This is a genomic window from Herbidospora galbida, assembly GCF_005233835.1.
Classification (GTDB): Bacteria; Actinomycetota; Actinomycetes; order Streptosporangiales; family Streptosporangiaceae; genus Herbidospora; species Herbidospora galbida.
The window spans coordinates 24,157-46,138 of the sequence record NZ_SZQA01000003.1 but is presented as its reverse complement, the minus strand read 5'-3'; the positions used below and the strand labels follow the sequence as shown (position 1 = coordinate 46,138).

The window sequence follows — 21,982 nt, the reverse complement described above, 5'->3', positions numbered from 1 at the left end:
GGCACCGACAAAACCCGGCCTCAGCTGGGGAGCAGGCCGAACGCTCCCCGGACGATCGCCAGCACCTCGGTCGCCGCGGCCATCTCGGGGATCGCCTTCTTCTCGTCGGCGGCCTGGACCACCACGACCCCGATCTCGTCCTGGTCTGAGCGGGCCAGGAAGCCGAGCGTCAGCACCCCGGGCTCGGAACCGCCCTTGAACCACACCGTGGGCCAGGTCTTCTGGTCTAGCCCGAGCGCCGCGTCGTTGGCGCCCATGATCTCGTCGAGTTCGGGCCCGCCCATGCCGTGCAGGTTGACCAGGGCGCGGCACATGTCGGTGGGGCTGCCGAACCACTCGATCGTGGTGACGTCGCGCGGGGTCGTCCACGTCTCGACCTCGCTGGTCGGGACCTTGTCGACGGTGTCTTCCAGGTAGGCGCGCCGGTCGGGGGCCTTCAGAAAGCCCTCGGCGTACTTGGGGTGGTCGGCGCCCTTGAGGATGAACAGTTCGCGGGTGGTCAGCAGGGGGATGTTCCTGTCGGCGTTCGACGACCAGTCGCGGATCACGGCCTCCACGGCCGGTTTGCCGACGCGGTCGATCAGCAGGTCGGTGGCGGTGTTGTCGCTGATGGAGATCATCAGCTTGGCGGCCTGCTCGACCGTGACCTTCGTTCCGTCGGGACGGTCCTGTAGTTCCCCGCTGGGCAGGCTCTTCGCGGCGTCGGTGATGGTCAGCTCGTCGTCCCAGGAAAGGCGGCCGGCCTTGACCTCCTGGGCGACGGCGCCCAGGACGTACAGCTTGAACATCGAACCCAGTGGACGGGCCCGGTCGGGCTCGATGCCGTGGACGGGCTTGCAGTCCTCACCGGCGGCCAGGAAGCCCGACGGGGCCACGGTCGCGAGGCGCCGGTCGATGTCACCCCAACTCGCGGGGGTGGGCGCGTCGGCCGGGGAGACGAGGAGGCCGGCGATCTTCCCCGTCGGGTCGACGGCCATGCTCAGCTTCGCCTGGTTCTCGCCCGACTGGACCAGCGCCACGAGGTCGGTCTCGGTGGCCCGCTGGATCTCGACCACCCGCAGACCCTTGAGCTGGTTGCTGACCTCGTTGATCTGCTCGGCGGGCACCTGTTTGACGAACGACGGCGCGAAGTTCTCGTCGATCTGCTCGGCGGGGATGGGCAGCGCCGCCAGCGCGCCCAGATACCACGACAGTTTCCGGCCGACGGGGCTGTCGGGAATGGGCACTCCGGTGTACGCCCCCGACGTGGCGGCCGGCGAACTCACCGCAGGTGCGGCCTGCTCGGCCGTCGCGCACGCGCTGACCAGAAGCGCGAGTGGAAGCATGAGTCGTGCGAGCCTCACGGCGTCTCCCCCGTTTGATGAGCCGGTGCCGTTTCCGGATACCCGCAGTGGCGGAGGTCACCCGTGCCCGTCGGTGAGATGCGCGCATCCCCGGCCGGCGGAGCGCCGGCCGGGGATGCGGAGGAACAGACGGCTAGTCGGTGCCCGACTCCATCGCCGCCGCGTCGAGCAGGGCGTCGTCTTCGGACACCTCGCCGCGCGAGGCGATCGCCTCGGCGCCGCCCTCGGGCATCGCGCCGATCAGCTCGGTCGGCGCGGCCTGCAGGGCGATCAGGTCGCCGTGGGCGCTGCCGACCATGCCGAGACCGGCGTACTGCTCCAGCTTGGCGCGGGAGTCGGCGATGTCGAGGTTGCGCATGGTCAGCTGGCCGATGCGGTCGAGCGGGCCGAACGCGGAGTCCTCGGTGCGCTCCATCGAGAGCTTGTCGGGGTGGTAGCTGAACGACGGGCCGGACGTGTCGATGATCGAGTAGTCCTCACCCCGGCGCAGCCGCAGCGTGACCTGGCCCGTGACGGCCGTGCCGACCCAGCGCTGGAGAGCCTCGCGGAGCATGAGCGCCTGCGGGTCGAGCCAGCGGCCCTCGTACATGAGCCGGCCGAGACGGCGGCCCTCGTTGTGGTAGCTGACCAGTGTGTCCTCGTTGTGGATCGCGTTGACCAGGCGCTCGTAGGCGGCGTGCAGCAGCGCCATGCCGGGAGCCTCGTAGATGCCGCGCGACTTGGCCTCGATGACGCGGTTCTCGATCTGGTCGGACATGCCCATGCCGTGGCGGCCGCCGATGGCGTTGGCCTCCAGCACCAGGTCGACCGGCGAGGCGAACTCCTTGCCGTTGATCGTGATCGGCCGGCCCTGCTCGAAGCCGATGGTCACGTCTTCGGGCGCGATCTCGACCTGCGGGTCCCAGAACCGCACGCCCATGATGGGCTCGACGATCTCGATGCCGGTGTCGAGGTGCTCCAGCGACTTGGCCTCGTGGGTGGCGCCCCAGATGTTGGCGTCGGTCGAGTAGGCCTTCTCGGTGCTGTGGCGGTAGGGCAGGTCACGCGTGAGCAGCCACTCGGACATCTCCTTGCGCCCGCCGAGCTCGTGGACGAAGTCGGCGTCGAGCCACGGCTTGTAGATGCGCAGCGACGGGTTGGCCAGCAGGCCGTAGCGGTAGAACCGCTCGATGTCGTTGCCCTTGTAGGTCGACCCGTCGCCCCAGATCTGGACGCCGTCGTCGAGCATCGCCCGTACGAGAAGGGTGCCGGTCACCGCGCGGCCCAGCGGCGTGGTGTTGAAATAGGTGCGGCCGCCCGACCGGATGTGGAAGGCCCCGCAGGCCAGCGCCGCGAGCCCCTCTTCGACCAGGGTCGCCCGGCAGTCGACCAGCCGCGCGATCTCCGCGCCGTATTCCTGGGCCCGCCCGGGCACCGAGGCGATGTCGGGCTCGTCGTACTGCCCGAGTTCCGCCGTGTACGTGCACGGGATGGCCCCTCGCTCGCGCATCCACGCGACCGCGACGGAGGTGTCGAGGCCACCGGAGAAGGCGATCCCGACTCGTTCACCGACAGGGAGGGAATTCAGCACCTTGGACACAAGCAGAACTATACACACCCCTGCATGACCATGCAATCAACCTCCCGACCAGCACCTGGGTAGGAGACCGTCATGGGACTCGATTCCGGTCAGCCGCATGTCATCGGCCTCGTGGCGCATCCGCGTAATCCCGTCGCCGCCTCCGTCGCGCTGATCAGGGAGTTCGCGTCGGCTCGCGGGGCGACCCTGATCGCGCCGGCGGCCGACGCGGCCCGGCTCGGCCCTGACGTCGGGGGCGTGTCCGCCGTCGAGTTCGCCGAGCGGGCCACCGCCGTGGTCAGCCTCGGGGGCGACGGGACGATGCTCGGGGCGATGCGGCTCGTGGTGGGGCGGGGGACGCCCGTGCTCGGGGTCAACCACGGCAACCTCGGGTTCCTCGTCGAGGTCTCACCCGCCGAGCTGCCGGCCGCGCTCGACCGGCTGACCAAAGGCGACTTCATGCTGGAGCCGCACAGTTGCCTGATGGCCGACGGCGCGGTCGCCTTCAACGACCTGGTGGTGACGGGGGCGCGTCAGTGGGCGACGGTCAACGTCGACCTCTCGGTTCATGGGATCCAGCACGGCTACTACCGGTGTGACGCCGTGGTGGCGTGTACGCCGACCGGGTCGACCGCCTACAACTACGCGGCGGGCGGGCCGGTGCTGTCTCCGTCGGTTCCGGCGGTGGCGTTGACGCCGGTCGCGCCCATGACGGGCATCGACCGGACGGTCGTCTTCGGGTCTGACGACGACATGCGGCTGACCAACCGTTCGGAGGAGCCCGCCCGGGTGCTGCTCGACGGCGTGCACACCCGGGATCTCGCCCCCTCCGACGGGCTGGGGGTGCGGCTGCACAAGGAGGCGGTGAACCTGGTGCGGTTCGACGCCGCCGCGCACGCCCAGAAGACGCGGGTCAAGCTGAGCCTGCTCGATCTGCCGCTGCGGCCCGACCAGCTGCTGGAACTCGTGCCCGAGGAGCTCAGGGAACGGGCTCAGCGCCTGCGCAGCAGATAGGTGTCCATGATCCAGCCCTTGCGCTCCCTGGCCTCGGCGCGCAGCTCTCTGATCTTGGGGGCCACCTCGGCGACCGGGCCCGCGACCAGGATCTCGTCGGGGGTGCCGAGGTAGGCGCCCCAGTAGATGTCGAAGTCATCGAGGCCCTCGAAGGCGAGGCGGGCGTCGAGCATGACGACCATGTCGTCGGCGCTCGGCCCCTCGTCGGCGAGGCGGCGGCCGGTGGTCAGGTGGACGGGGCGGGCGACCCGCGTCAGGCCGATGCGGTGGCGGGCGGTCAGGGCGGCGACCGCGCTGACGCCGGGAACGACCTCGATCTCGATGTCGGCCGGGAGTCCTTCGAGGGCGGCGAGCGTGCTGTCGTACACGCCCGGATCTCCCCAGATCAGGAACGCCCCGACCTGGTTCTCACCGAGAGCCTCGTCGATCATCTGGTGGTAGAGGACGCCCCGGCGCTCGCGCCAGTCTTCGACCGCCTCGGCGTAGGCGGTGGCGGTGCGGTCGCGTTCGGGGTCGGTCGCGGTGACGACCCGGTGGGGCTCGCGGGCGTGATCCTTGATCATCTGGTGGCGCAGATCGGTCAGGTCGCGCTTCTCCGCACCCTTGTCGACGATGAAGAAGACGTCGGTGGCCGCGATGGCCTTGACGGCCTGGAGGGTGAGATGGTCCGGATCTCCGGCGCCGATCCCGATGAGGAGGAGGCGTTTCACACAGACGAGTGTGTCACCGGGTCGCGGCGGCGATCACCCGGGTCAGCGCCTTGTGCAGGTCCTGCAGCTCGGCGACGTCCATGCCGAGGCGTTCGACGATCGTGGCGGGGATCTTCTCGGCCTCGGCGCGGAGCGCGCGGCCGCTGTCGGTGAGGGTCACGGCCAGGGAGCGCTCGTCGGCGGTGCCGCGCCGGCGCTCGACGAGGCCTGCCGCCTCCAGCCTCTTGAGCAGCGGCGACAGCGTCGCCGGTTCGAGCTGCAGCAGCCCGGCGAGGTCTTTGACCGACAGCGGCCCCCGCTCCCACAGCGCCAGCATGACCAGGTACTGCGGGTGGGTCAGGCCCATCGGCTCCAGCACCGGCCGATAGAGCGCGATCACCGAGCGGGAGGCGACGGCCAGGGCGAAGCAGACCTGGTTCTCCAGAGACAGCGGATCGATGATGCCACCCCATTGAGTACACTAATCGTTAGTACACTAAATATTAGCGCACTACCCGACTGAGGATGGCCCCTGATGCGCAAGCCCCTGGAAGAGCGGATCGCCGACCGCCAGGCGAAGCGCCCGCCGCTGAAGCAGGACAAGACCTTCGAGCACGGCCCGGCCAAGTGGCTCTTCGTCGCCTTCATGGTGTTCGTGGTGCTGATCCACCTGGTCGGGCTCGTGATCGTGATGGCGATGGAGACGTGATCAGCCCTGCGCGGGGATCCACCCCATGCCGACCGACAGGATGACGAACACCCCGAGGACGATCCGGTAGATCACGAACGGGGTGAACCGGTGGGTGCTGATGTAGCGCAGGAACCACGCCACCGCGGCATATCCCACGAAGAACGAGATCACCGTGGCCAGGATCGTCGGCCCCCACGCGGGCGCCTGCCCCTCGCCGATCTCGAACAGCTCCAGCCCGCCCGACGCCAGCACGGCCGGGATGGCCAGCAGGAACGAGTACTTCGCCGCGTCTTCACGCCGGTAGCCGAGCAGCAGACCCGCGGTCACCGTGCCGCCCGAGCGGGAGACGCCGGGGATCAGCGCCAGCGACTGGGCGAAGCCGTAGCCGAGGGCGTGCTTGAAGTTGAGGTGGGTCTGCAGCGACAGCGTGTTGCGCGCGGTGTGGTCGGCCCACCAGAGGATGAGCGCGAAGACGATCAGGGTGACGCCGACGATGCGCAGATCGCGGAAGACCGTCTCGATCTGGTCTTTCAGCACCAGGCCGAGGACCGCGATGGGCAGGGTGCCGGCGATGATGTACCACCCCATGCGGGCGGCCCAGTTGTCGCGCAGCTCCTTGTTGAACAGCGAGCGCGTCCAGGTGGAGATGATCTCCCAGAGCTCTTTTCGGAAGTAGATCAGCACGGCGGCTTCGGTGCCGAGCTGGATCACCGCCGTGAACGCCGCTCCCGGGTCGGGCCAGCCAGCGAAGGCCGACACCACGCGGATGTGGGCGCTGGAAGAGATCGGCAGGAACTCGGTGAGCCCTTGGATCAGCCCGAGAATGACCGCTTCGAACCAGCCGATCACGACCGCACCCTTTCCTCTATTCAAGTGGTGGAGCGGCCAGGCTAGCGGATCTGGAGCCCCGCCCACGTCGACCGAACGGCCGAGGCGGCGCCTAGAAAGTGATGTTCCCGTGAATGTCCCGGGCCTGGATCACCTTGTTGGCTTGACCGTTGAAGGAATTGGCCACGCCGCCGCTCTGTGCCTGGTTCCACAGGGCGTGGCAGTCCTGACGGAAGGCCGGATCGCGGGTGAACTCCGTCTCGAGTGCGGCCGCCGTGCTCTCTGGCGATTCGAGTTCCTCCGGCCGGTCGCGGAAGCGGTCGCGGATGCGGCCGAACAGCGTGGACAGCGCTGTGCCCGCCAACTCTCCCGCTCGGGTGACGACACCTGTGGCGACGGCACCGGCGATGGCGAGCGTGATGGGGTCCAAGAGAAACTCCTCGATCAGGGGGCAGGGCTCGGGCGGGACAGGGTCTCCATTACATAGACGTCCCAACGAGGGGGCGTGATCCCGGCGAACGGGCCGTTTCTGCCGATCAAGCGCCAGCCGAGATGCCGGTAGATGCTTTGGGTGCTCAGAGCCGTCGGCTGTACGGACAGAACAGCACGCTCCTCGCCCCGCGAACCGAGCAGGCTGTCGATGAGTCTTCTGCCGACCCCGTGACCTCGCCGGTTTGGAAGAACGGCGAGGCTGACAAGGGCGAAGGTGCGGCCGTCCCATTCGTCGGTGAACTCGGCCGGGAGCGGCTCGGGGATGGCCCGCCACCACCCGTGGTCAGCCGGCAGACGGTGGCCGTACGCATAACCGACCGGTTCACCAGCGTGCCACGCGATCACCGCACTGAAGCTCGGGTCTCCGGCCAGCCTGTGGAGATCCTCCGCGTTCTCCTGCGACGTGTCCGGTGTCCAAGCGAAGGGCTCACGGAGGAAGACATCGTCATGAATGGCGCAGATGGCTGCGATCCAGTCTTGAGGTGGCGTCCGATGTCTCAGTTCCAGTACGAACTCGCTCATCCGGCTTCAGCGGCCTTCGCCCGTAATTCCCCGCTGAGGGCGTTCTCGCCGAACGCCTCGTAGAGTTCCGCCGCCTCGCTCCAACGATGTCGTGCGGCCGAGGAGTCGCCCTGAACTTGGTGGATGTCACCCATCATCGCCAGCGTCATCGCGAGGCTCCGCCGATCTTTGAAGCGCTCGAATGTCGCTCCCGCCCGTTCGAGCAGTTCTTGAGCCTCGGCGCTCCGGCCGAGCTCCATCAGTGCTCTTGCGAGCGGGCGGGTTCCCCAGGCCGCGCTCCACTCGTCGTGCGCTTCGACGAAGACCTCCACGGCTCTGGCTCCCAGCGCCGCCGCCTCCTCGAAATCTTCCAGCAGGGCGGCGTGTTCCCCGAGGCTGAGAAGCGCCATGCCTTCTCCCCGCCGCAGTCCCCCCGAGCGGAAGACCTCGAGAGCCGACCGAAAACAGGTCAAGGCCTCCTCGCGATCGCCCATCTCCTCGTGAATGAGCCCCAAGCCCCGGTGGGAGAAACCGGTGAGCCACGCGTCGTCGGCTTCCCGACCGTAGGCGATGACCGTGTGGTAGTTCGCCATCGCCCTTTCCGGTCTCCCGCCACGCCAGTCAGCATCACCCAGGGCGAAGACGTTCGACGCCTCCCCCAGACGGTCACCGAGGATACGAGCAGCCTCGGCTCCGGCGCGGTGGATCGCCTCCCACTCCGTCCAGTACGAGTGGAGTTCGAAGAAACCGTCGGCGGCGACCGGCAATTTCCACGCGATGTCGTACTGACCGGTGTCCAAAGCCTGATCCAGAGCAGCCAGAATGTTGAGCCGCTCCTCCTCGAACCAGACCATGGCCTTCTCCGCGTCGTCGAACGCCGGTACCCGGAGCTTTACGGCCGGGACGAGGGGCACCTCATGCGAGTGAGGAAGGATCACCTTCCGGCCGGCATCGGTGGCCAGGAGATACCAGCTCAGAACCCGGCGGACGGCCAGTGTCTGGTCTTTCGCGCTGACCTCTTCATGCAGCCGTTCCTTCGCGTACGCCCGCAGCAGATCGTGGAGGCGATAACGGTTCCGGGACACCTCTTGCAGGAGATGCGCCGCGCAGAGGGTTTCCAGTAGACGCTGTGTGGCTCGCGGCTCGGCGGAGTCGAGCAGTGCCATAGCCGCCTCGACACCGAATTCCCGTCCGGGATGAAGACCGAGCAACCGGAAAGCCTGCTGCATTTCGGGGACGAGCGCACGATATGACCAAGAGAAGGCGGCGCGTACGTCGCTGAGCTCATCTTCACCCGACGCGAGTGAGTCGAGCCTGTGCTGTTCCTCTTCGAGCTCGGCGACGAGGTCGGCGAGTGTGAGCCTCGGTCTGTCCACCGCACGTTCGGCCACGACTCTCAGCGCCAGCGGAAGATGGCCGCAGAGTTCGGCGACGCGAACGGCCGCGTCGGGTTCTGCGGTGACGCGGGCAGCACCAATCACCTGCACGAGTAACTCGACGGCGTCCGATGGACTCAGCACGTCCAGGGTCACACGCGCGGCTCCTTCCCGTGTTACCAATCCGGCCAGGCTACTTCTGCTCGTGATCAAGGCTAAGCAGCCGCGCGCCGCCGGAAGAAGCGGGCGCACCGTCGCGGTGTCCGCGGCATTGTCGAGGACGACGAGCATCCGCCGACCGGTAACCAATGAGCGGAACAGCGAGGCACGCTCCGCAAGCGTCGCGGGGATGCCCTCCTTTGGAATATCCAACGCTCGTAGGAAACTGTCGAGCGCCTGATCCGCGCTGAGTGGCGCGCTTGGCCCATAGCCGCCCAGGTCGATATAGAGATCTCCGTCTGGAAAACGGTCGCGGACTCGATGCGCCCAGTGCATGACCAATGCGGTCTTTCCGACGCCCGGCGGGCCGGCGATGGCGGAGACCCCACCTGTGCCGCTTTCGGCGGCGAGGAGGCGGTCCAACGCCGCGATGGTCTCGACTCTGTTGACGAACCCGGCGACCGGCAGAGGCAACTGCCGAGGCAGTGGCAAAGCCCGGTTCTTGGGAGTCAGATTGATGGAGCCGTGCATCGCACCGATCTGCACTACCGAGTCGGCGTCACCCGTGAAATCGTTACTGAAGTTCTGCATTTCCGCCGGCTCGCCACAGATCAGAATACACTGTCATATTTTTCGGCGAACGCGGGGAACGGGATAGATCGTCCCACCGCCATGTCGCGCCAGAAATTGGCCTGGACGATCCGCTCGGCGTCGTCGACGATCTCGGCAGCCTCGAACGTGCCGTCCTCTTCGTAGTGCATCGTGATGAGGATGGATGAGTCGAAGAGCCAGTAGTCGTAATGCGGCATGCCCGTAGGCCACTCGCCAGACGAGACCGGAATGAGCCGGACGTCTTCACCGGCCCGCACAGTGTGCGTATAGGACCAAGCACATTCAAAACGGACATAGTCCGACAAGGGTTCTTCCACGACGTGCACGCGGTGCAGAAGCTTCCCGGCCGCCCGCGCCGGCCTCACGGTCTCGTCTATCCACCGGGCGATGCCCGGGAACTCACCGCGCTGCTGCCCGCCCAGGAAGAGATCGAACTCCGCCTTTTCGTAGGACACGTCATAGCGCTGCAGCGACTCCAGACGGTAGGCGGTGAAGCGAAAATCGGTGAAGAAGCGGTTGAACTCCACGTCGTCGAGTGACCGAAACACCCGCCCCACTTAGCGGGCCTCCCCCTTCTCGCGCAGCCTCTCGACAGCTCCCAGCAGCACTTCAGGGGCGATCTGCAAAGCGATCTCACCAGGCAGAACGTTCACGAGGTTGGACGAGGTGTCCTCATCGACCGCCGGACCCTGAACCACAATTTGGCCATTATCGGCCAAGTAGATAGCGGGGCAGCCGTTGCCACCCGAGTTCTGGTCTTTATAGAGCATCTCGAGCCGCACGGAGCCTCCATGAGATCGCCAAAATTGACCACAAGTTATCCCGGCAATCCCGGCCGGTCAACCCGATGGCCCGAGAACTCATAGCACATGATTAACGGCACATCCCTTTACGCGCCGCCCCGGCACAGCATAGTCGCCGACCAGCATCTATGCCTCAAAAAGGTCGATACGTTCAGCGACCCTTCAGTGCATCTGAGTTAGACATTAACCAAATGGCATTTGAGTCGATCTGCGACGCAAATACCTGCCGAGCATCCACCCGAGGCCCCTGCAGCGCAGCCCTGGCTGACGCATCGCCGTAAGTCGGCGCGGTCATGCCCACCCGCATTCATGATCCACAAAGCCATGCCTGTTTTATGGTGATTCGTCACGTTTAACTGGGCAGGCTTCCCCCTGTTGGCAGACGACAAGGGGGAGTCCGATGGCCACCACCGTGATCGAGCACGTCCTGAACCGCCTGCGGGACATCGGCGTGCGCCACGTCTTCGGCGTCCCGGGGGACTACGCGTTCCCCGTCGACGACGCGATCGTGGCCCATCCGGACGTCGAATGGGTGGGCAGCTGCAACGAACTCAACGCCGCCTACAGCGCCGACGGCTACGCCCGCGTCAACGGCGCCGGGGCCGTCTGCACCACTTACGGCGTCGGCGAGCTCAGCGCGATCAACGGCATCGCCGGGGCTTACGCCGACCACCTGCCGGTGTTCCACCTGGTGGGGATGCCGAAGATGCCCGTACAGGCGCATCATTCGCTGGTCCACCACACGCTCGGCAACGGCGAGTTCGACCTGTTCCGGCGGATGTCGGAGCCGGTCGTCTGCGCCAGCGCGATCTTCACCCCGCAGAACGCCGCCGCCGAGATCGAGCGGTTGATCGGCGCCGCGCTCTTCCATCGCCGACCCGTCTACCTCGCCTTCCCCGCCGATCTGGCCTCGATGCCGATCGTCAGCCAGGCCGCGCCGCTGCCGCCTCCGGTCAGTGATCCCGCCCAGGTCGAGGCGGTCGTCCAGACGGTCAGCCGCATGCTCGGCAAGGCCGAGACGGCCTGCGTCCTGCCGGGGCTGCTGACCGTGCGGGCCGGGCTGGGCGCCGAACTGCGGTCGTTCCTGGACGACACCGGCCTGCCCTTCGCCACGATGGTGGCCGACAAGGGCATCCTCGACGAGGACGACCCGGCCTTCGCCGGAATGTACGACGGCAAGCTCATGAACGAGGGCGTCCGCCGCTTCGTGGAGGGCGCCGACGTCGTGATCATGATCGGCGCGCTCATGCACGACTTCAACAGCGGCGCGTTCACCGCCAACCTCGACCCGGCCAAGGTCGTCGACATCCGCCACCATCACACCCAGGTCGGGGGCCTGACCTACCAGAGCGTGGAGATGAAGGACCTGCTGCCCGCGCTGGCCGGCGATCTGCCCGACCGGAACTGGCCCATGGCCGGGGCCGACATCGCCCGCATGGACCCCGTCCGGGGCAGCGGCCAGGACGCGATCACCGCCGAGACGCTCTATCCGCGCTGGGAGTCGTTCCTCAAGGAGGGCGACATCCTGGTGGCCGAGACCGGCACGCCGTCGCTCGGCATGGCCTTCGCCCGCCTGCCCAAGCACGTCTCCTTCGAGAACCAGACCATGTGGGGCTCGATCGGCTGGGCCACCCCCGCCGCCGTCGGCGCGGCCTTCGCCGCACCCGACCGTCGGGTGGTGCTGATCACCGGTGAGGGCTCGCACCAGCTCACCGTCCAGGAACTGAGCGTTTTCGGCCGGTACGGCCTGCGCCCGATCGTCTTCGTCCTCAACAACAAGGGCTACCTGATCGAACGCCTGCTCTGCCGCGACCCCGACAGCGCCTACAACGACCTGGGCCCGTGGCACTACTCCGAACTGCCCTCGGTCTTCGGCTGCGAGGGGTGGCAGACCGCCCGGGTCACCACCCTGGAAGAGCTCGACCGGGCCATGGACGCGGCGCAGTCGGCGAGGGGCGGCTGCTACATCGAGGTGGTGACCGACGCGTACACGGCGCCGCCCCTGGCGGAGCAACTCCACGCCAACATCGACGCCTTCTATTCCGGCTAGTCAGCAGGCCTCGCGTGACCGTACATGTGCCGCAAAGCCTGGTCAAAGTTTGCATAAGCGCAGGTAGGCGCGGTTTAGTCTGACATTCCTGGCAGCGAACTCGTCCCCCACCGAAGACGGGTGAATGCATGAAAGCCGACAGTGTCTTTGGAGGGGTTTTCGGAGCGGCGACCCCGGCGGTCGCCGTCGTCGACGACGCGGGCTCGGTCGTCGGCTGGACCGAGGCCGCCGAGAAGCTCACCGGTTACCTCGCGGCCGACATCTTCGGCCGCCCCATCGGCACGCTCCTCCCGCTCGGTGGCGACGGCGGACGGCCCGGCGCGTTCCTGCCCCGCAGAGGAATGATGGAGGTGCGGCGGCGGGACGGCGAGGTGATCATCGTGCGCACCGACGCCGCGCCGCTCACGCTGGGCGACGACGCCGAGAGCCGGCCGGGGTCCTGGCTCGTGTCGGCCATTCCGGTCACCATCGACCTGTCGACCGACACCGGCGTATTGCTGGAGTCGGTCATCGGCAACTTTCCCATCGCCATGGCCGTCTGGGACAGGGACCTGCGCTGCGTCTGGTTCAACGAGGCGGCCGAGCGGCTCCGCGACGGCTACCCCTACTACCGGATCGGCCGCTCCCTGACCGAGGTCATTCCCGGGATCGACAACGAAAGGGTGCTGGACGCGATGCGCGAGGTGCTCGCCGACGGCCGGCCCGTCATCGACCGTGAGGCCCACTGGTCGTACGGGAGCGACGAGCGCTTGCTGTCCGTCTCGCTGTTGCCGCTGGCGGGCGTGGACGGCCGGCCGCTGGGCGTCTGCTCGGTGGCCCTCGATTTCAGCAACAGCAAGGCGCGCGACCACCTCGACCTGCTGCGCGAGGCCGGCGTCCGGCTCGGCAGCACCCTGGACGTCATGAGCACCGCCCAGGAACTGGCCGAGCTGGCCATTCCGGTCCTCGCCGACTTCGTCACCGTCGACCTGCCGGAGGAGATGCTGCCCGGCACCGAGCCGCTGCGGCGACTGGCCACGACGGAGGGCGGCTGCCCCGCCTTCCGGCGGGCGGGCGTGGCCTCGGCGCGAGAGGGAGCGCCCGAGTCGCTCTGGGAGCGGGGGGAGGCCGTGTTCGTGCCTCCGCGATCGCCGTTCGTGGAGGTCCTGCAGTCGCGCCGCCCGCACTTCGAGCCCGTGCTGGACACCTCGCCCGGCACCTGGCTGGAACACGACCCCGACCGCGCGCGGATCATCGAGACCACCGGCATGCACTCGCTGATCGTCGTGCCGCTGGAGGCGCGCGGCGACGTGCTCGGCGTCGCGGCCTTCGCCCGCACCTCCAACCCGGCGCCGTTCACCAGAGACGACCTGCTGGTGGCCGAAGAGCTGGTCACGCGGGCCGCGCTGAGCCTCGACAACGCCCGCCAGTACACGCGCGAGCGGCTGACCGCGCTCGCCCTCCAGCGCGACCTGCTGCCGCACCACCTGAGCGGCAGCGACACCGTCGAGGTGGCCTCGCGCTACCTGCCCTCCGACACCCACGACGGCGTCGGCGGCGACTGGTACGACGTCATCCACCTCCCCTGCGGCCGCATCGCCCTGGTCGTCGGCGACGTGACCGGCCACGGCATCAACGCCGCCGCCACCATGGGCCGGTTGCGCACCGCCGTCCGCGCCCTGGCCTACCTGGACCTGCCTCCGGACGAGCTGCTCACCCACCTCGACCACCTCATGACGGAGGACGCCCTCTCCCCCGACGCCATGGGCGCCACCTGCCTGTACGCCGTCTACGACCCGTACACCGGCCACTGCACCATGGCCACGGCCGGGCATCCGCCGCCCGCGATCGTGAGCCCGTCGGGCGAGGTGACGTATCCCTCATTGACCGCCGGCACCCCGATCGGCGTGGGCCTGGGCACCTTCCAGTCCTACGACATGCGCCTGCCGGCGGGGACCCTGCTGGCCCTCTACACCGACGGCCTGATCGAGACGCGGCACTCCGACCTCGACGCGGGCATGGCCAGGCTCGGCGACGTGCTCGCCCGCACGGCGCTGGAGTCGACAACGCTCGATCGCGCGTGCGCGGCCGTGATCGACTCCCTCGTGGGCGACGCGCCGGCCGAAGACGACATCGCCCTTCTGATGGCCCGCGTTTAGGCGCGCCAGAGAGCGGCGTGGGAGATCTCGGAGCCGTCGCTCTTCTTGGAGATCACCGATCCCACCGCGTACACCTCCCGGCTCCCCGGCCGCCAGGCCAGCGAGGAGACCTTCGGCTCGGCGCCGGGCGGTGCGGGCACCTGATGGCGGGTCCAGCGCTCTCCGTCGAAATGCCAGAGCAGGTCGCTCAGCGCGATCACCCAGAGCCCGCCCCTGCCGTCAGGCTCGGCCTCGCCGAAACGGGTCATCCGGCCGAGGGTGGAGGTCGACGGACCCCAGTGACAGGTCCAGCCCTTCCCGTCCCAGTGCAGCGCCAGCGGGTGACCCTTCTCCAGCGGCTCGTTGTCGTCGTCGTACTCGCCCAAGACCAGCCAGGAGACCCCGCCGACGGCCCACACGTCGTCGGCGCCGACGACCACGACGTCGCTCAGGGTGGTACGCGGCAGCGTCACGTCCGTGGGCGGTTCGAACGCCGGTGTGGTGATCTGGCGCCAGACCCCGGATTCCCAGCGCATCGCCGCAGGGGCGTTGTCGGCCCCACTGACCGCCCAGAGCTCCCCGTCTCCGAACCCCAGCGCCCCGGCCGCCGAGGGCATCGGGTGCTGGCGCCACTGCCGACCCGTCCACGACACCGCGGCCGTGCCGTTCACGGCCCACACCGCACCGTCCACCGCACGCGCCGCCGTCAGGCCCCAGCCGACCGATCGCGCGGCCGGTTCGGCCAGCAGCTCCGAACGCCACCCGCCACCCTCGAACGTGGCGACGAAGCCGGCCGTCTCCTTCGGCGACCGGCCGTTGAAGATGCCGAACATCCAGGCCTGATCGGCTGACGCCGCCGCGACCGCCACGTTCGACTGCGACCGCTCCGGCCGGACCTGCGGGATCTGGAAGGTCTCCCACCCGGAGCCGTCCCACCGGCGCACCCCGCCGTCCCTGCCCACCAGGGCGCCGTCTTCTTCCGTCTCGCTGAAGAACGTCGACCACAACGCCCCGTCGGGGGCCGCCGCGAGCAGCCCCATGGACCCGCGTTCCTCGTCCACCCAGACCGACCGCCACGCCGTGCGGGCGTCGGCGGCCCGCAGATCGTCGGCGTCCTCGGCGGGAAGCTCGCACCCCGCCGACCCGGCCGGCAAGGGCGCGATCGTGGGCGCGGAAGTCTTCTGGACGGGCGCCGCGGGCGCCGCCGGTACGGACGCGCAACCGGCGACCACCGCCACGGCCAAGAGGCAAGCGGCAGCTCTCATCCCGCGAGTCTCGCACGCCGCCGGTCCTAAGCTACGCCGCATGCGAACGCCCCCCTCGGCACCGCCGCCCAGCTCGTCGTCGACTGCGCCGACCCGGCCGCGCTCGCCGCGTTCTGGGGCGAGCTGCTCGGCACGCCGCCGGTCCACCGCGACCCCTCGTGGTCATATGTGGACGGTGGTCCGTTGCGGATCGCCTTCCAGCGAGTGCCCGAGCCGAAGACCGGCAAGAACCGGGCCCACCTGGACATCCGGGTAGCCGACGTCGCCGCGGCCGCCGCCACGGCCCTGAAGTGGGGCGCGCGGGAGCAGGGCCCGCTGCAGACCGACGCCCAGGGGTCCTTCCAGGTCATGCACGACCCCGAGGGCAACGAGTTCTGCCTCGTGTCCGACTAGTTGTGCCATACAACTATCTGGTTGTATGGTCGAACCATGCTGGCTGATCGCGAACTACAGGAGGCCGTGGTTCGCTTCGTGCGCGCCTTCGGTCTCCACCAGCCCGACCAGACCCCCTGCGGGCAGCCCATCCCGGTCTCGGAGGCCCACGCCCTGGGCGAACTGGCCAGGGCCGGGGCGTTGCGGCAAAGCGATCTGACCCACCGGCTCCGCCTGGAGAAGTCCAGCACCAGCCGTCTCGTCACCCAGCTCATCAACCGAGGCTGGGCGGAGCGGACCCCGGCGCCCGACGACGGCCGAGGCGTCCTGGTCCGGCTCACCCCGCAAGGGCTCACCGCCGCCGAGCGGCTGGCCGAGGCCAGGGCGCAGCGCTTCGCAGGCGTCATGAACCGCGTCCCCGAGAGCGAACGCGCCGACGTGCTGCGCGCGCTGACGATCCTCACGGAGGCCATGGATGAACCTTAGGAATCGACGCCACCTCTCGATCGCCGGCGCACTCGCCCTCGTCGTCGCGGCAGGGGTGTACGTGTCCGTCGACCAGCGAGACCGGCAGGCCGAGATCGCGGCGAGAAGCCGGGAGGTCATGCCGTTCGACCTGGAGACCACCACGCATCGCTTCGCCAAGTCGCCGTCCGGCGGCGTCCAGTCGGTCACCTCCGACGACCCGGGCGACAGCACCCAGGTCACCCTGATCCGCGAGCACCTGACCGAGGAGACCGCGCGCTTCAGCAGAGGTGACTATGGCGATCCCGCGTCCATCCACGGCGCCGAGATGCCGGGCCTCGACCGGCTTCGGCGAGGCCACGAGGCCATCGACGTCCGATACGCCGAACTGCCGACCGGCGCCCAGATCACCTACCGCACCACCGACGCGTCGCTGATCACCGCACTGCACGCCTGGTTCGACGCCCAGGTCACCGACCACGGGCGGCACGCCGAACACGGCTGAGCGGCTCGACGACGAATCGGCGCTCGTCACGAGGTCGTCCCATCGCGATCCGGCGCTATCATCGCGTTATGGCGATTGATAAGGGCCGTTGCGTCAGCGCGGACATCGCCGCCGGGGTCTCACCGGCGGCCGCCCTGTTCCACTCCCTGGCCGACGAGACCCGGCTCCGCATCGTGCAACGCCTCACCAGGGGCGAGGCCCGGGTCATCGACCTCACCGGAGAGCTGGGCCTGGCCCAGTCCACCGTGTCCAAGCACCTGGCGTGCCTGCGTGACTGCGGCCTCGTCGACTACCGGACGGAGGGCCGCCAGTCCTTCTACGCCCTCACCCGCCCGGAGCTGATGGACCTGCTCGCCTCGGCCGAACAGCTGCTCCAGGCCACCGGCCACGAAGTGACCCTGCGCCCGTGACCCGCCGCACGGTCTTACAGAGGCGCATCCGCCGGCTGGTCGCCGCCACGATCGCCTACAACGTCGTCGAGGCGGCGGTGGCGATCACCGCCGGAACCGTCGCCTCGTCGGCCGCGCTCGTCGCCTTCGGCCTCGACTCGATCGTCGAAGTCGCCTCGGCCGCCGCGGTGGCGTGGCAGTTCTCCGTCACCGATCACGAGCGCCGCGAGAGAACCGCCCTGCGGGTGATCGCGGTCTCGTTCTTCGCTTTGGCCGCGTACGTGACCTTCGACGCCGTGCGCGCCCTGCTCGGCGCGGGCGAGGCAGAACACTCCACGGCCGGGCTCATCCTGGCGGGCCTGTCTCTGGTCGTCATGCCGTTCCTGTCGTACGCGCAACGCCGGACCGGACGTGAGCTGGGTTCGGCCAGTGCCGTCGCCGACTCCAAGCAGACCCTGCTGTGCACCTACCTGTCCGGCGTCCTGCTCGTCGGCTTGGCGCTGAACAGCCTGTTCGGCTGGTTCTGGGCCGACCCGATCGCCGCCCTGATCATCGCGGCCGTGGCGGTCAAGGAAGGCCGCGAGGCCTGGCGCGGCGACGCCTGCTGCGCCCCGATTCCGACGGCCGACGGGAACGACTGCACCGACGGCTGCTGCCGGGCCTGACAACCGTTCGATGGGTCGGGTCACGTCCCGAGGGCGGAGACCAGTTCGTCCTTGGTCATCGAGCTGTAGCCCTCGACGCCCTTCTCCTTGGCCTGTTCCACCAGTTCTTCCTTGGTGCGGCCCTTCGGCTTGGGCGGCTTGGCCAGTTCCTCGGCCTTGGCCTGGCTGAAGCTCCGGCCCATCTTGATCAGCCTGTCGGCGGGGATGGCCTTGGCCATGGCGGGGAGGATGTCGCTCTCCTCCTCCTCGACGTGGTGCTTGACCGCCTTGACCAGCTTCTCCAGCGCGGTGGCGAACTCGGGCCGGTCGGGGTCGGCCGCCATGAGGGCGGCCAGCAGCTCCTCGGCCTCGTGGTGCTCCTCGACGCCGTGGTGCACCTCGCCGCGCTCGCTGGGGGCGGCCTTGGCCAGCTCGGAGTAGACCTTGGTCTCCTCGGCGCGGGCGTGCGCGACGAACTTGGCGGCCAGCTCGGCGACCAGGGCGGGCCGGTTCTCCGGTTCCCGCCTGAGCTTCTCGAAGATCATCTCGACGTCGCGGTGGTCGGCCATGATCAGATCGATGACGTTCAGCGGCATGTCTCTCCCCGAGAGTGAGGGCGTCCAGTGGAAGCGCCTCTACCCGCCGCCGCCTCCTGAAACGTCACGCCTGTCGACCGCGATTGAACCTGGTCGGCGAAACGGTCAGAATTATGGCGACACCGACATGCACCCGACCGACCCAGGAACCACCGGGCCACGGACAGGGGGATCGTCATGGAGATCACGTCATATCAGCGAGGGACCGTCGCCGTCGTGGCCGTGTCCGGAGAACTCGACACCATGACCGCCGACGCGCTGCGGGCGCGCATCATCGGCACCGGCGCCTCTGAGCTCGTCCTCGACCTGTCGCAGGTCACTTTCATCGACAGCGCCGGGATCCGGCTCCTGATCGCCACGTTCGTCACCAGAAGCGTCCGGCCGGGCCGCCTGGCCATCGCGGGAATGAGCGAGCAGGTCGAGCACGTGCTGACCGTGCTGGGGATGTCGGCCCGCCTTCCCGTCCACGGGAGCATCGAGAGCGCGATCAGCGCGGTCGGCGCCGAGACGTTCGCGGGCTGAGCGCCCGGACGGCCGCGGCCGACACGCCCGCGATCCCGGCGAACAGCGCCGCGCGAGCCCACGACGGCGGCGGCCCGGGCCGGGGCGCGCGACCGCCGGCGAGAAGTTCGGCCAGGTGGATGCCCTCATGGCCGCCGCTGTCCAGCTCGTGGATCTGGGTACGGCAGCTGAACCCGTCGGCGAGCACCGCGACCTCCGGGGCCGCCGCCCGCAGCCGGGGCAGCAGCACCCGTTCGGCGCAGGCCTCGCTGACCTCCAGGTGGCCGCGTTCGAAGCCGAAGTTCCCGGCGAGCCCGCAGCAGCCGGAGTCCAGGTGCTCAAGTCGTACACCGGCGGCTTCGAGCAGTTCCTCGTCGGCGTCGAACCCCAGCACGGCGTGCTGGTGGCAGTGCACCTGGGCCAGCGCCTCCCCGTCGAGACTCGGCGGCCGATACCCCGGCGTGTGCCGGGTGAGCAGCTCGGCGAGGGTGACCGTCTGGTTCCGCAGCCGGCGCACGTCCTGTTCCGTCGGGAAGAGCTCCGGCGCGTCGCCCCGGAACACCGACGTGCAGCTCGGTTCCAGCCCGACGACGAGCCCGCCGGCCCGCACGTGTTCCGCCAGCAGGCGCACGGCGCGGGTGAGCACCCGTTTGCCGGTGTCGACCTGTCCGGTGGAGATCCAGGTCAGACCACAGCACACCGGGTCGAGCGGCATCGTGACCCGCCATCCCGCCTCTTCGAGGACCTCCACGGCGGCCTGCCCGATGTGGGGGTGGAACTGGTTGGTGAAGGTGTCGGGCCACAGCAGCACCGTCCCCAGGCCGCCGTCGCCGCGCGGGCCCCTGCGGGCGAACCAGTGCTGGAGCGTCTCTCCAGCGAACAGCGGCAGTTCCCGGTCGGCGATGCCCGCGACGGCGGTCGCCAGACGGGACAGGCCCGGCGTGTGCGTGACGGCGTTCACCAGCGGTCCCAGCCGGAGCCTGCCGACGATCCCGGCGATCACCGGCAGCCAGCCCAAAGCCAGGTCAGACCGGGGCCGGCGCCACTGGCGGCCCTCGTAGTGGTGGGACAGGAACTCCGCCTTGTACGTGGCCATGTCCACGTTCGCGGGGCAGTCGGTCTTGCAGCCCTTGCAGGCCAGGCAGAGGTCGAGGGCGTCCTTGACCTCCTCGGAGCGCCATCCTTGCCGGATGGTCTCGTCGCCGTGGCCGTCGAGCATCTCGAACAGCAGCCGGGCGCGCCCTCGGGTGGAGTGTTCCTCCTCCCCGGTGACCTGGTACGACGGGCACATGACCTGCCCGCCGTCCGTGTGGTGCTGACGGCACCGGCCCACGCCGACGCAGCGGTTGACCGCCTGGGTGAACGAGCCGCCGTCGTGCGGATAGCCGAACCGCAGGTCCTGGGGCTCGGCCGGCGCCCAGTGGGAACCGAGGCGCAGGTGCTCGTCGAGCCGGGCCGGTGCGACCACCTTGCCGGGGTTCATCCGGTCGTCCGGATCGAAGATCGTCTTGAGCTCGCCGAACGCGGTGACGATCTGCGGGCCGAACATCCGGTGCAGCAGTTCACCCCGGCTCTGGCCGTCGCCGTGCTCGCCGGAGAACGACCCGCCGAACTCGGCGACGAGATCGGCCGCGCGTTCCATGAACCGCCGGTAGGTCGCCACGCCCTCGGCCGTGTAGAGGTCGAAGGGAATGCGGGTGTGTACGCAGCCCTGCCCGAAGTGCCCGTACAGCGCGGGGCCGGTGTCGCTCTCGTAGCCGAACTCCCGGTAGAGCTCCCGCAGGCCGCGCAGGTACTCGCCGAGCCGTTCGGGCGGCACCGCGGAGTCCTCCCACCCTTCGAAGGTGTCGGGCCGGTCGGGCAGGTGGGCGGTGGCGCCCAGGCCGGCCTCCCGGACCTGCCAGAGTTCGTCTTCACGTACGGGATCGCCGAGGAACTCGACGTCGGCGCGGTGACCGGAGCCGAGCAGCGCCTCCGCGCGGGACCGCGCCTCCTCGGCCGTCTCGCCGCCGAACTGGACCATGAGGAAGGCGTGGCCGTGCGGGAGTTCGTCGAGGGCGTCGGGGTTGAGGTGCTTGATCTGCTCGTCGCGGACCAGCTTGTGGTCGACGCCCTCCAGCGCGATCGGCTCGTACGGCAGGATCGCCGGCACGGCGTCGGCGGCGGCCGCGATGTCGGGGTAACCGAGCACGACGAGGGTGCGTTCGGGCAGCACCGGCACCAGTTCCAGCTCCGCGCGCACCACGGTGACCAGGGTCGACTCGCTGCCGACGAGCAGCCCGGCGACGTCGAAGCCGTGCTCGGGCAGCAGGGAGTCCAGGTTGTAGCCGGAGACCCGACGGGGGATGTCGGGGTAACACCGCCGGATCTCGCCGGCGTAGGCGTCGCGCAGCGCCCGGAGCCGCCGGTAGACCGCGGCCTTCGGGTCGCCGCGGCGTTCGATCGCGGCGTACTGCTCGTCGGTGGTCTCCCCGCACCAGAAGCGGGTGCCGTCGTAGAGGACCACTTCCAGGCGGGCGATGTTGTCGACGACCTTGCCGGTACGTTGCGCGGTGGCGCCGCACGAGTTGTTGCCGATCATCCCGCCGAGGGTGCAGTTCATGTGGGTGGCGGGCTCGGGTCCGTACCGGAGACCGTGCCTTTCGAGCCGCCGGTTCAGCTCGTCGAGGACGATGCCGGGCTGCACGACGCAGGTGCGCCCCTCGACGTCGACCGATTCGAGTTCGTCGCAGTACTTCGACCAGTCGATGACCACGGCGGTGTTGGCGCACTGCCCGGCCAGACTGGTGCCGCCGCCACGTGACAGCACCGGCGCGCCGAAGTCACGGGCGACGGCGACCGCCTCGGCCCCGGCGTCGGGTGTGTACGGCACCACGACGCCGAGAGGCACCTGGCGGAAGTTGGAGGCGTCGGTGGAGTAGGCGGCGCGGCTGCCCGCGTCGAACCTGATCTCCCCGTCCACCCGGTCGCGCAGAGCCGCCACCAGGCCTGTGATCGCCATCGTCTCCTCCT

At 69.1% G+C, this 21,982-nt stretch carries 22 protein-coding genes and 1 pseudogene; 10 read left to right on the top strand and 13 right to left on the bottom strand.

Features of this window, described 5'->3' with window-relative positions; genetic code table 11:
• Positions 1–20: 20 nt before the first annotated feature.
• Together FDA94_RS05110 and argG are read right to left on the bottom strand one after the other, a co-directional pair.
• Positions 21–1,343 carry a serine hydrolase gene (locus FDA94_RS05110; RefSeq protein ID WP_137245860.1) on the bottom strand — a complete coding sequence of 441 codons (1,323 nt, stop codon included), beginning with the start codon at positions 1,341–1,343 and terminating at the stop codon, positions 21–23.
• Positions 1,344–1,476: 133 nt separating this feature from the next.
• A complete protein-coding gene (gene argG / locus FDA94_RS05105) occupies positions 1,477–2,922 on the bottom strand; it encodes an argininosuccinate synthase (protein ID WP_137245859.1) in 1,446 nt (481 codons plus the stop codon).
• A 72-nt stretch (positions 2,923–2,994) separates the two neighbouring features.
• Here argG and FDA94_RS05100 point away from each other — a divergent pair, with 72 nt between their 5' ends.
• Positions 2,995–3,915 carry an NAD(+)/NADH kinase gene (locus FDA94_RS05100; protein WP_137245858.1) on the top strand — a complete coding sequence of 307 codons (921 nt, stop codon included), beginning with the start codon at positions 2,995–2,997 and terminating at the stop codon, positions 3,913–3,915.
• Here FDA94_RS05100 and cobF read toward each other — a convergent pair.
• On the bottom strand, positions 3,894–4,625 hold the full coding sequence (cobF, locus tag FDA94_RS05095) for a precorrin-6A synthase (deacetylating) (protein WP_137245857.1): 732 nt from the start codon (positions 4,623–4,625) through the stop codon (positions 3,894–3,896). The genes FDA94_RS05100 and cobF overlap by 22 nt on opposite strands.
• Before the next feature lie 13 nt (positions 4,626–4,638).
• Complete coding sequence (locus FDA94_RS05090) at positions 4,639–5,004, bottom strand: MarR family winged helix-turn-helix transcriptional regulator (protein ID WP_425460135.1); 366 nt, start codon at positions 5,002–5,004, stop codon at positions 4,639–4,641.
• 135 nt (positions 5,005–5,139) lie between these two features.
• Here FDA94_RS05090 and FDA94_RS39000 point away from each other — a divergent pair, with 135 nt between their 5' ends.
• Entirely contained in the window at positions 5,140–5,313 is a 174-nt protein-coding gene (locus FDA94_RS39000; protein ID WP_170990785.1) for a hypothetical protein, read from the top strand.
• Here the strand turns inward: FDA94_RS39000 and FDA94_RS05085 are convergent, their stop codons facing one another.
• From FDA94_RS05085 to FDA94_RS05060, 6 genes are all read right to left on the bottom strand, one after another.
• Complete coding sequence (locus tag FDA94_RS05085) at positions 5,314–6,144, bottom strand: undecaprenyl-diphosphate phosphatase (protein ID WP_030455265.1); 831 nt, start codon at positions 6,142–6,144, stop codon at positions 5,314–5,316.
• Between the two features lie 91 nt (positions 6,145–6,235).
• Positions 6,236–6,553 (bottom strand): hypothetical protein, encoded by a 318-nt coding sequence (locus FDA94_RS05080; protein ID WP_137245856.1) that lies wholly within the window; start codon positions 6,551–6,553, stop codon positions 6,236–6,238.
• 14 nt (positions 6,554–6,567) lie between these two features.
• The gene (locus FDA94_RS05075; RefSeq protein WP_137245855.1) at positions 6,568–7,137 is read right to left on the bottom strand and encodes a GNAT family N-acetyltransferase; all 570 of its coding nucleotides are present in this window, start codon (positions 7,135–7,137) and stop codon (positions 6,568–6,570) included.
• Complete coding sequence (locus tag FDA94_RS05070) at positions 7,134–9,242, bottom strand: ATP-binding protein (protein ID WP_137245854.1); 2,109 nt, start codon at positions 9,240–9,242, stop codon at positions 7,134–7,136. Before FDA94_RS05070 ends, FDA94_RS05075 begins: the two co-directional genes overlap by 4 nt.
• Before the next feature lie 20 nt (positions 9,243–9,262).
• Entirely contained in the window at positions 9,263–9,790 is a 528-nt protein-coding gene (locus FDA94_RS05065; protein ID WP_212735190.1) for a DUF6879 family protein, read from the bottom strand.
• Positions 9,791–9,820: 30 nt separating this feature from the next.
• A complete protein-coding gene (locus tag FDA94_RS05060; RefSeq protein WP_137245852.1) occupies positions 9,821–10,045 on the bottom strand; it encodes a hypothetical protein in 225 nt (74 codons plus the stop codon).
• 421 nt (positions 10,046–10,466) lie between these two features.
• On the opposite strand from FDA94_RS05060, the gene FDA94_RS05055 reads away from it, so the two are divergent.
• Together FDA94_RS05055 and FDA94_RS05050 are read left to right on the top strand one after the other, a co-directional pair.
• A complete protein-coding gene (locus FDA94_RS05055) occupies positions 10,467–12,116 on the top strand; it encodes an alpha-keto acid decarboxylase family protein (RefSeq protein ID WP_137245851.1) in 1,650 nt (549 codons plus the stop codon).
• Positions 12,117–12,244: 128 nt separating this feature from the next.
• Positions 12,245–14,254, top strand: a complete 2,010-nt coding sequence (locus FDA94_RS05050) for a SpoIIE family protein phosphatase (protein WP_212735189.1) — start codon at positions 12,245–12,247, stop codon at positions 14,252–14,254.
• Here the strand turns inward: FDA94_RS05050 and FDA94_RS05045 are convergent.
• Positions 14,251–15,498 (bottom strand): hypothetical protein, encoded by a 1,248-nt coding sequence (locus FDA94_RS05045; protein ID WP_137245850.1) that lies wholly within the window; start codon positions 15,496–15,498, stop codon positions 14,251–14,253. The genes FDA94_RS05050 and FDA94_RS05045 overlap by 4 nt on opposite strands.
• A gap of 81 nt (positions 15,499–15,579) precedes the next feature.
• Here FDA94_RS05045 and FDA94_RS05040 point away from each other — a divergent pair.
• From FDA94_RS05040 to FDA94_RS05020, 5 genes and pseudogenes are all read left to right on the top strand, one after another.
• Positions 15,580–15,891: pseudogene (locus FDA94_RS05040) on the top strand (VOC family protein); the annotation flags it as partial.
• Positions 15,892–15,927: 36 nt separating this feature from the next.
• Positions 15,928–16,356, top strand: coding sequence for a MarR family winged helix-turn-helix transcriptional regulator (locus FDA94_RS05035; protein ID WP_137245848.1), 429 nt, complete (start codon positions 15,928–15,930; stop codon positions 16,354–16,356).
• Positions 16,346–16,840 carry an aspartate carbamoyltransferase gene (locus tag FDA94_RS05030; protein WP_137245847.1) on the top strand — a complete coding sequence of 165 codons (495 nt, stop codon included), beginning with the start codon at positions 16,346–16,348 and terminating at the stop codon, positions 16,838–16,840. The genes FDA94_RS05035 and FDA94_RS05030 overlap by 11 nt, the downstream gene beginning before the upstream one ends.
• Positions 16,841–16,908: 68 nt before the next feature.
• Positions 16,909–17,250: an ArsR/SmtB family transcription factor gene (locus FDA94_RS05025; RefSeq protein WP_137245846.1), complete on the top strand. Its 342-nt coding sequence runs from the start codon at positions 16,909–16,911 to the stop codon at positions 17,248–17,250.
• A complete protein-coding gene (locus FDA94_RS05020; protein WP_137245845.1) occupies positions 17,247–17,894 on the top strand; it encodes a cation efflux transmembrane domain-containing protein in 648 nt (215 codons plus the stop codon). The genes FDA94_RS05025 and FDA94_RS05020 overlap by 4 nt, the downstream gene beginning before the upstream one ends.
• Before the next feature lie 20 nt (positions 17,895–17,914).
• Here FDA94_RS05020 and FDA94_RS05015 read toward each other — a convergent pair whose 3' ends face one another.
• On the bottom strand, positions 17,915–18,469 hold the full coding sequence (locus FDA94_RS05015) for a hemerythrin domain-containing protein (protein ID WP_137245844.1): 555 nt from the start codon (positions 18,467–18,469) through the stop codon (positions 17,915–17,917).
• A gap of 177 nt (positions 18,470–18,646) precedes the next feature.
• Between FDA94_RS05015 and FDA94_RS05010 the strand changes: the two genes are divergently transcribed.
• Complete coding sequence (locus FDA94_RS05010; protein ID WP_137245843.1) at positions 18,647–18,991, top strand: STAS domain-containing protein; 345 nt, start codon at positions 18,647–18,649, stop codon at positions 18,989–18,991.
• On the opposite strand, the gene FDA94_RS05005 is transcribed toward FDA94_RS05010, so the two are convergent.
• Complete coding sequence (locus tag FDA94_RS05005; protein ID WP_137245842.1) at positions 18,957–21,971, bottom strand: FAD-binding and (Fe-S)-binding domain-containing protein; 3,015 nt, start codon at positions 21,969–21,971, stop codon at positions 18,957–18,959. The genes FDA94_RS05010 and FDA94_RS05005 overlap by 35 nt on opposite strands.
• Positions 21,972–21,982 lie beyond the last annotated feature (11 nt).

Bases quoted from the DNA above. Each gene is read 5' to 3' on its own strand.
- FDA94_RS05030 (WP_137245847.1), top strand. From the start codon at position 16,346: ATGAACCTTAGGAATCGACGCCACCTCTCGATCGCCGGCGCACTCGCC.
- FDA94_RS05100 (WP_137245858.1), top strand. From the start codon at position 2,995: ATGGGACTCGATTCCGGTCAGCCGCATGTCATCGGCCTCGTGGCGCAT.
- FDA94_RS05010 (WP_137245843.1), top strand. From the start codon at position 18,647: ATGGAGATCACGTCATATCAGCGAGGGACCGTCGCCGTCGTGGCCGTG.
- FDA94_RS05050 (WP_212735189.1), top strand. From the start codon at position 12,245: ATGAAAGCCGACAGTGTCTTTGGAGGGGTTTTCGGAGCGGCGACCCCG.
- FDA94_RS39000 (WP_170990785.1), top strand. From the start codon at position 5,140: ATGCGCAAGCCCCTGGAAGAGCGGATCGCCGACCGCCAGGCGAAGCGC.
- FDA94_RS05035 (WP_137245848.1), top strand. From the start codon at position 15,928: ATGCTGGCTGATCGCGAACTACAGGAGGCCGTGGTTCGCTTCGTGCGC.
- FDA94_RS05025 (WP_137245846.1), top strand. From the start codon at position 16,909: ATGGCGATTGATAAGGGCCGTTGCGTCAGCGCGGACATCGCCGCCGGG.
- FDA94_RS05075 (WP_137245855.1), bottom strand. From the start codon at position 7,137: ATGAGCGAGTTCGTACTGGAACTGAGACATCGGACGCCACCTCAAGAC.
- FDA94_RS05015 (WP_137245844.1), bottom strand. From the start codon at position 18,469: ATGCCGCTGAACGTCATCGATCTGATCATGGCCGACCACCGCGACGTC.
- FDA94_RS05045 (WP_137245850.1), bottom strand. From the start codon at position 15,498: ATGAGAGCTGCCGCTTGCCTCTTGGCCGTGGCGGTGGTCGCCGGTTGC.
- FDA94_RS05055 (WP_137245851.1), top strand. From the start codon at position 10,467: ATGGCCACCACCGTGATCGAGCACGTCCTGAACCGCCTGCGGGACATC.
- FDA94_RS05070 (WP_137245854.1), bottom strand. From the start codon at position 9,242: ATGCAGAACTTCAGTAACGATTTCACGGGTGACGCCGACTCGGTAGTG.
- FDA94_RS05005 (WP_137245842.1), bottom strand. From the start codon at position 21,971: ATGGCGATCACAGGCCTGGTGGCGGCTCTGCGCGACCGGGTGGACGGG.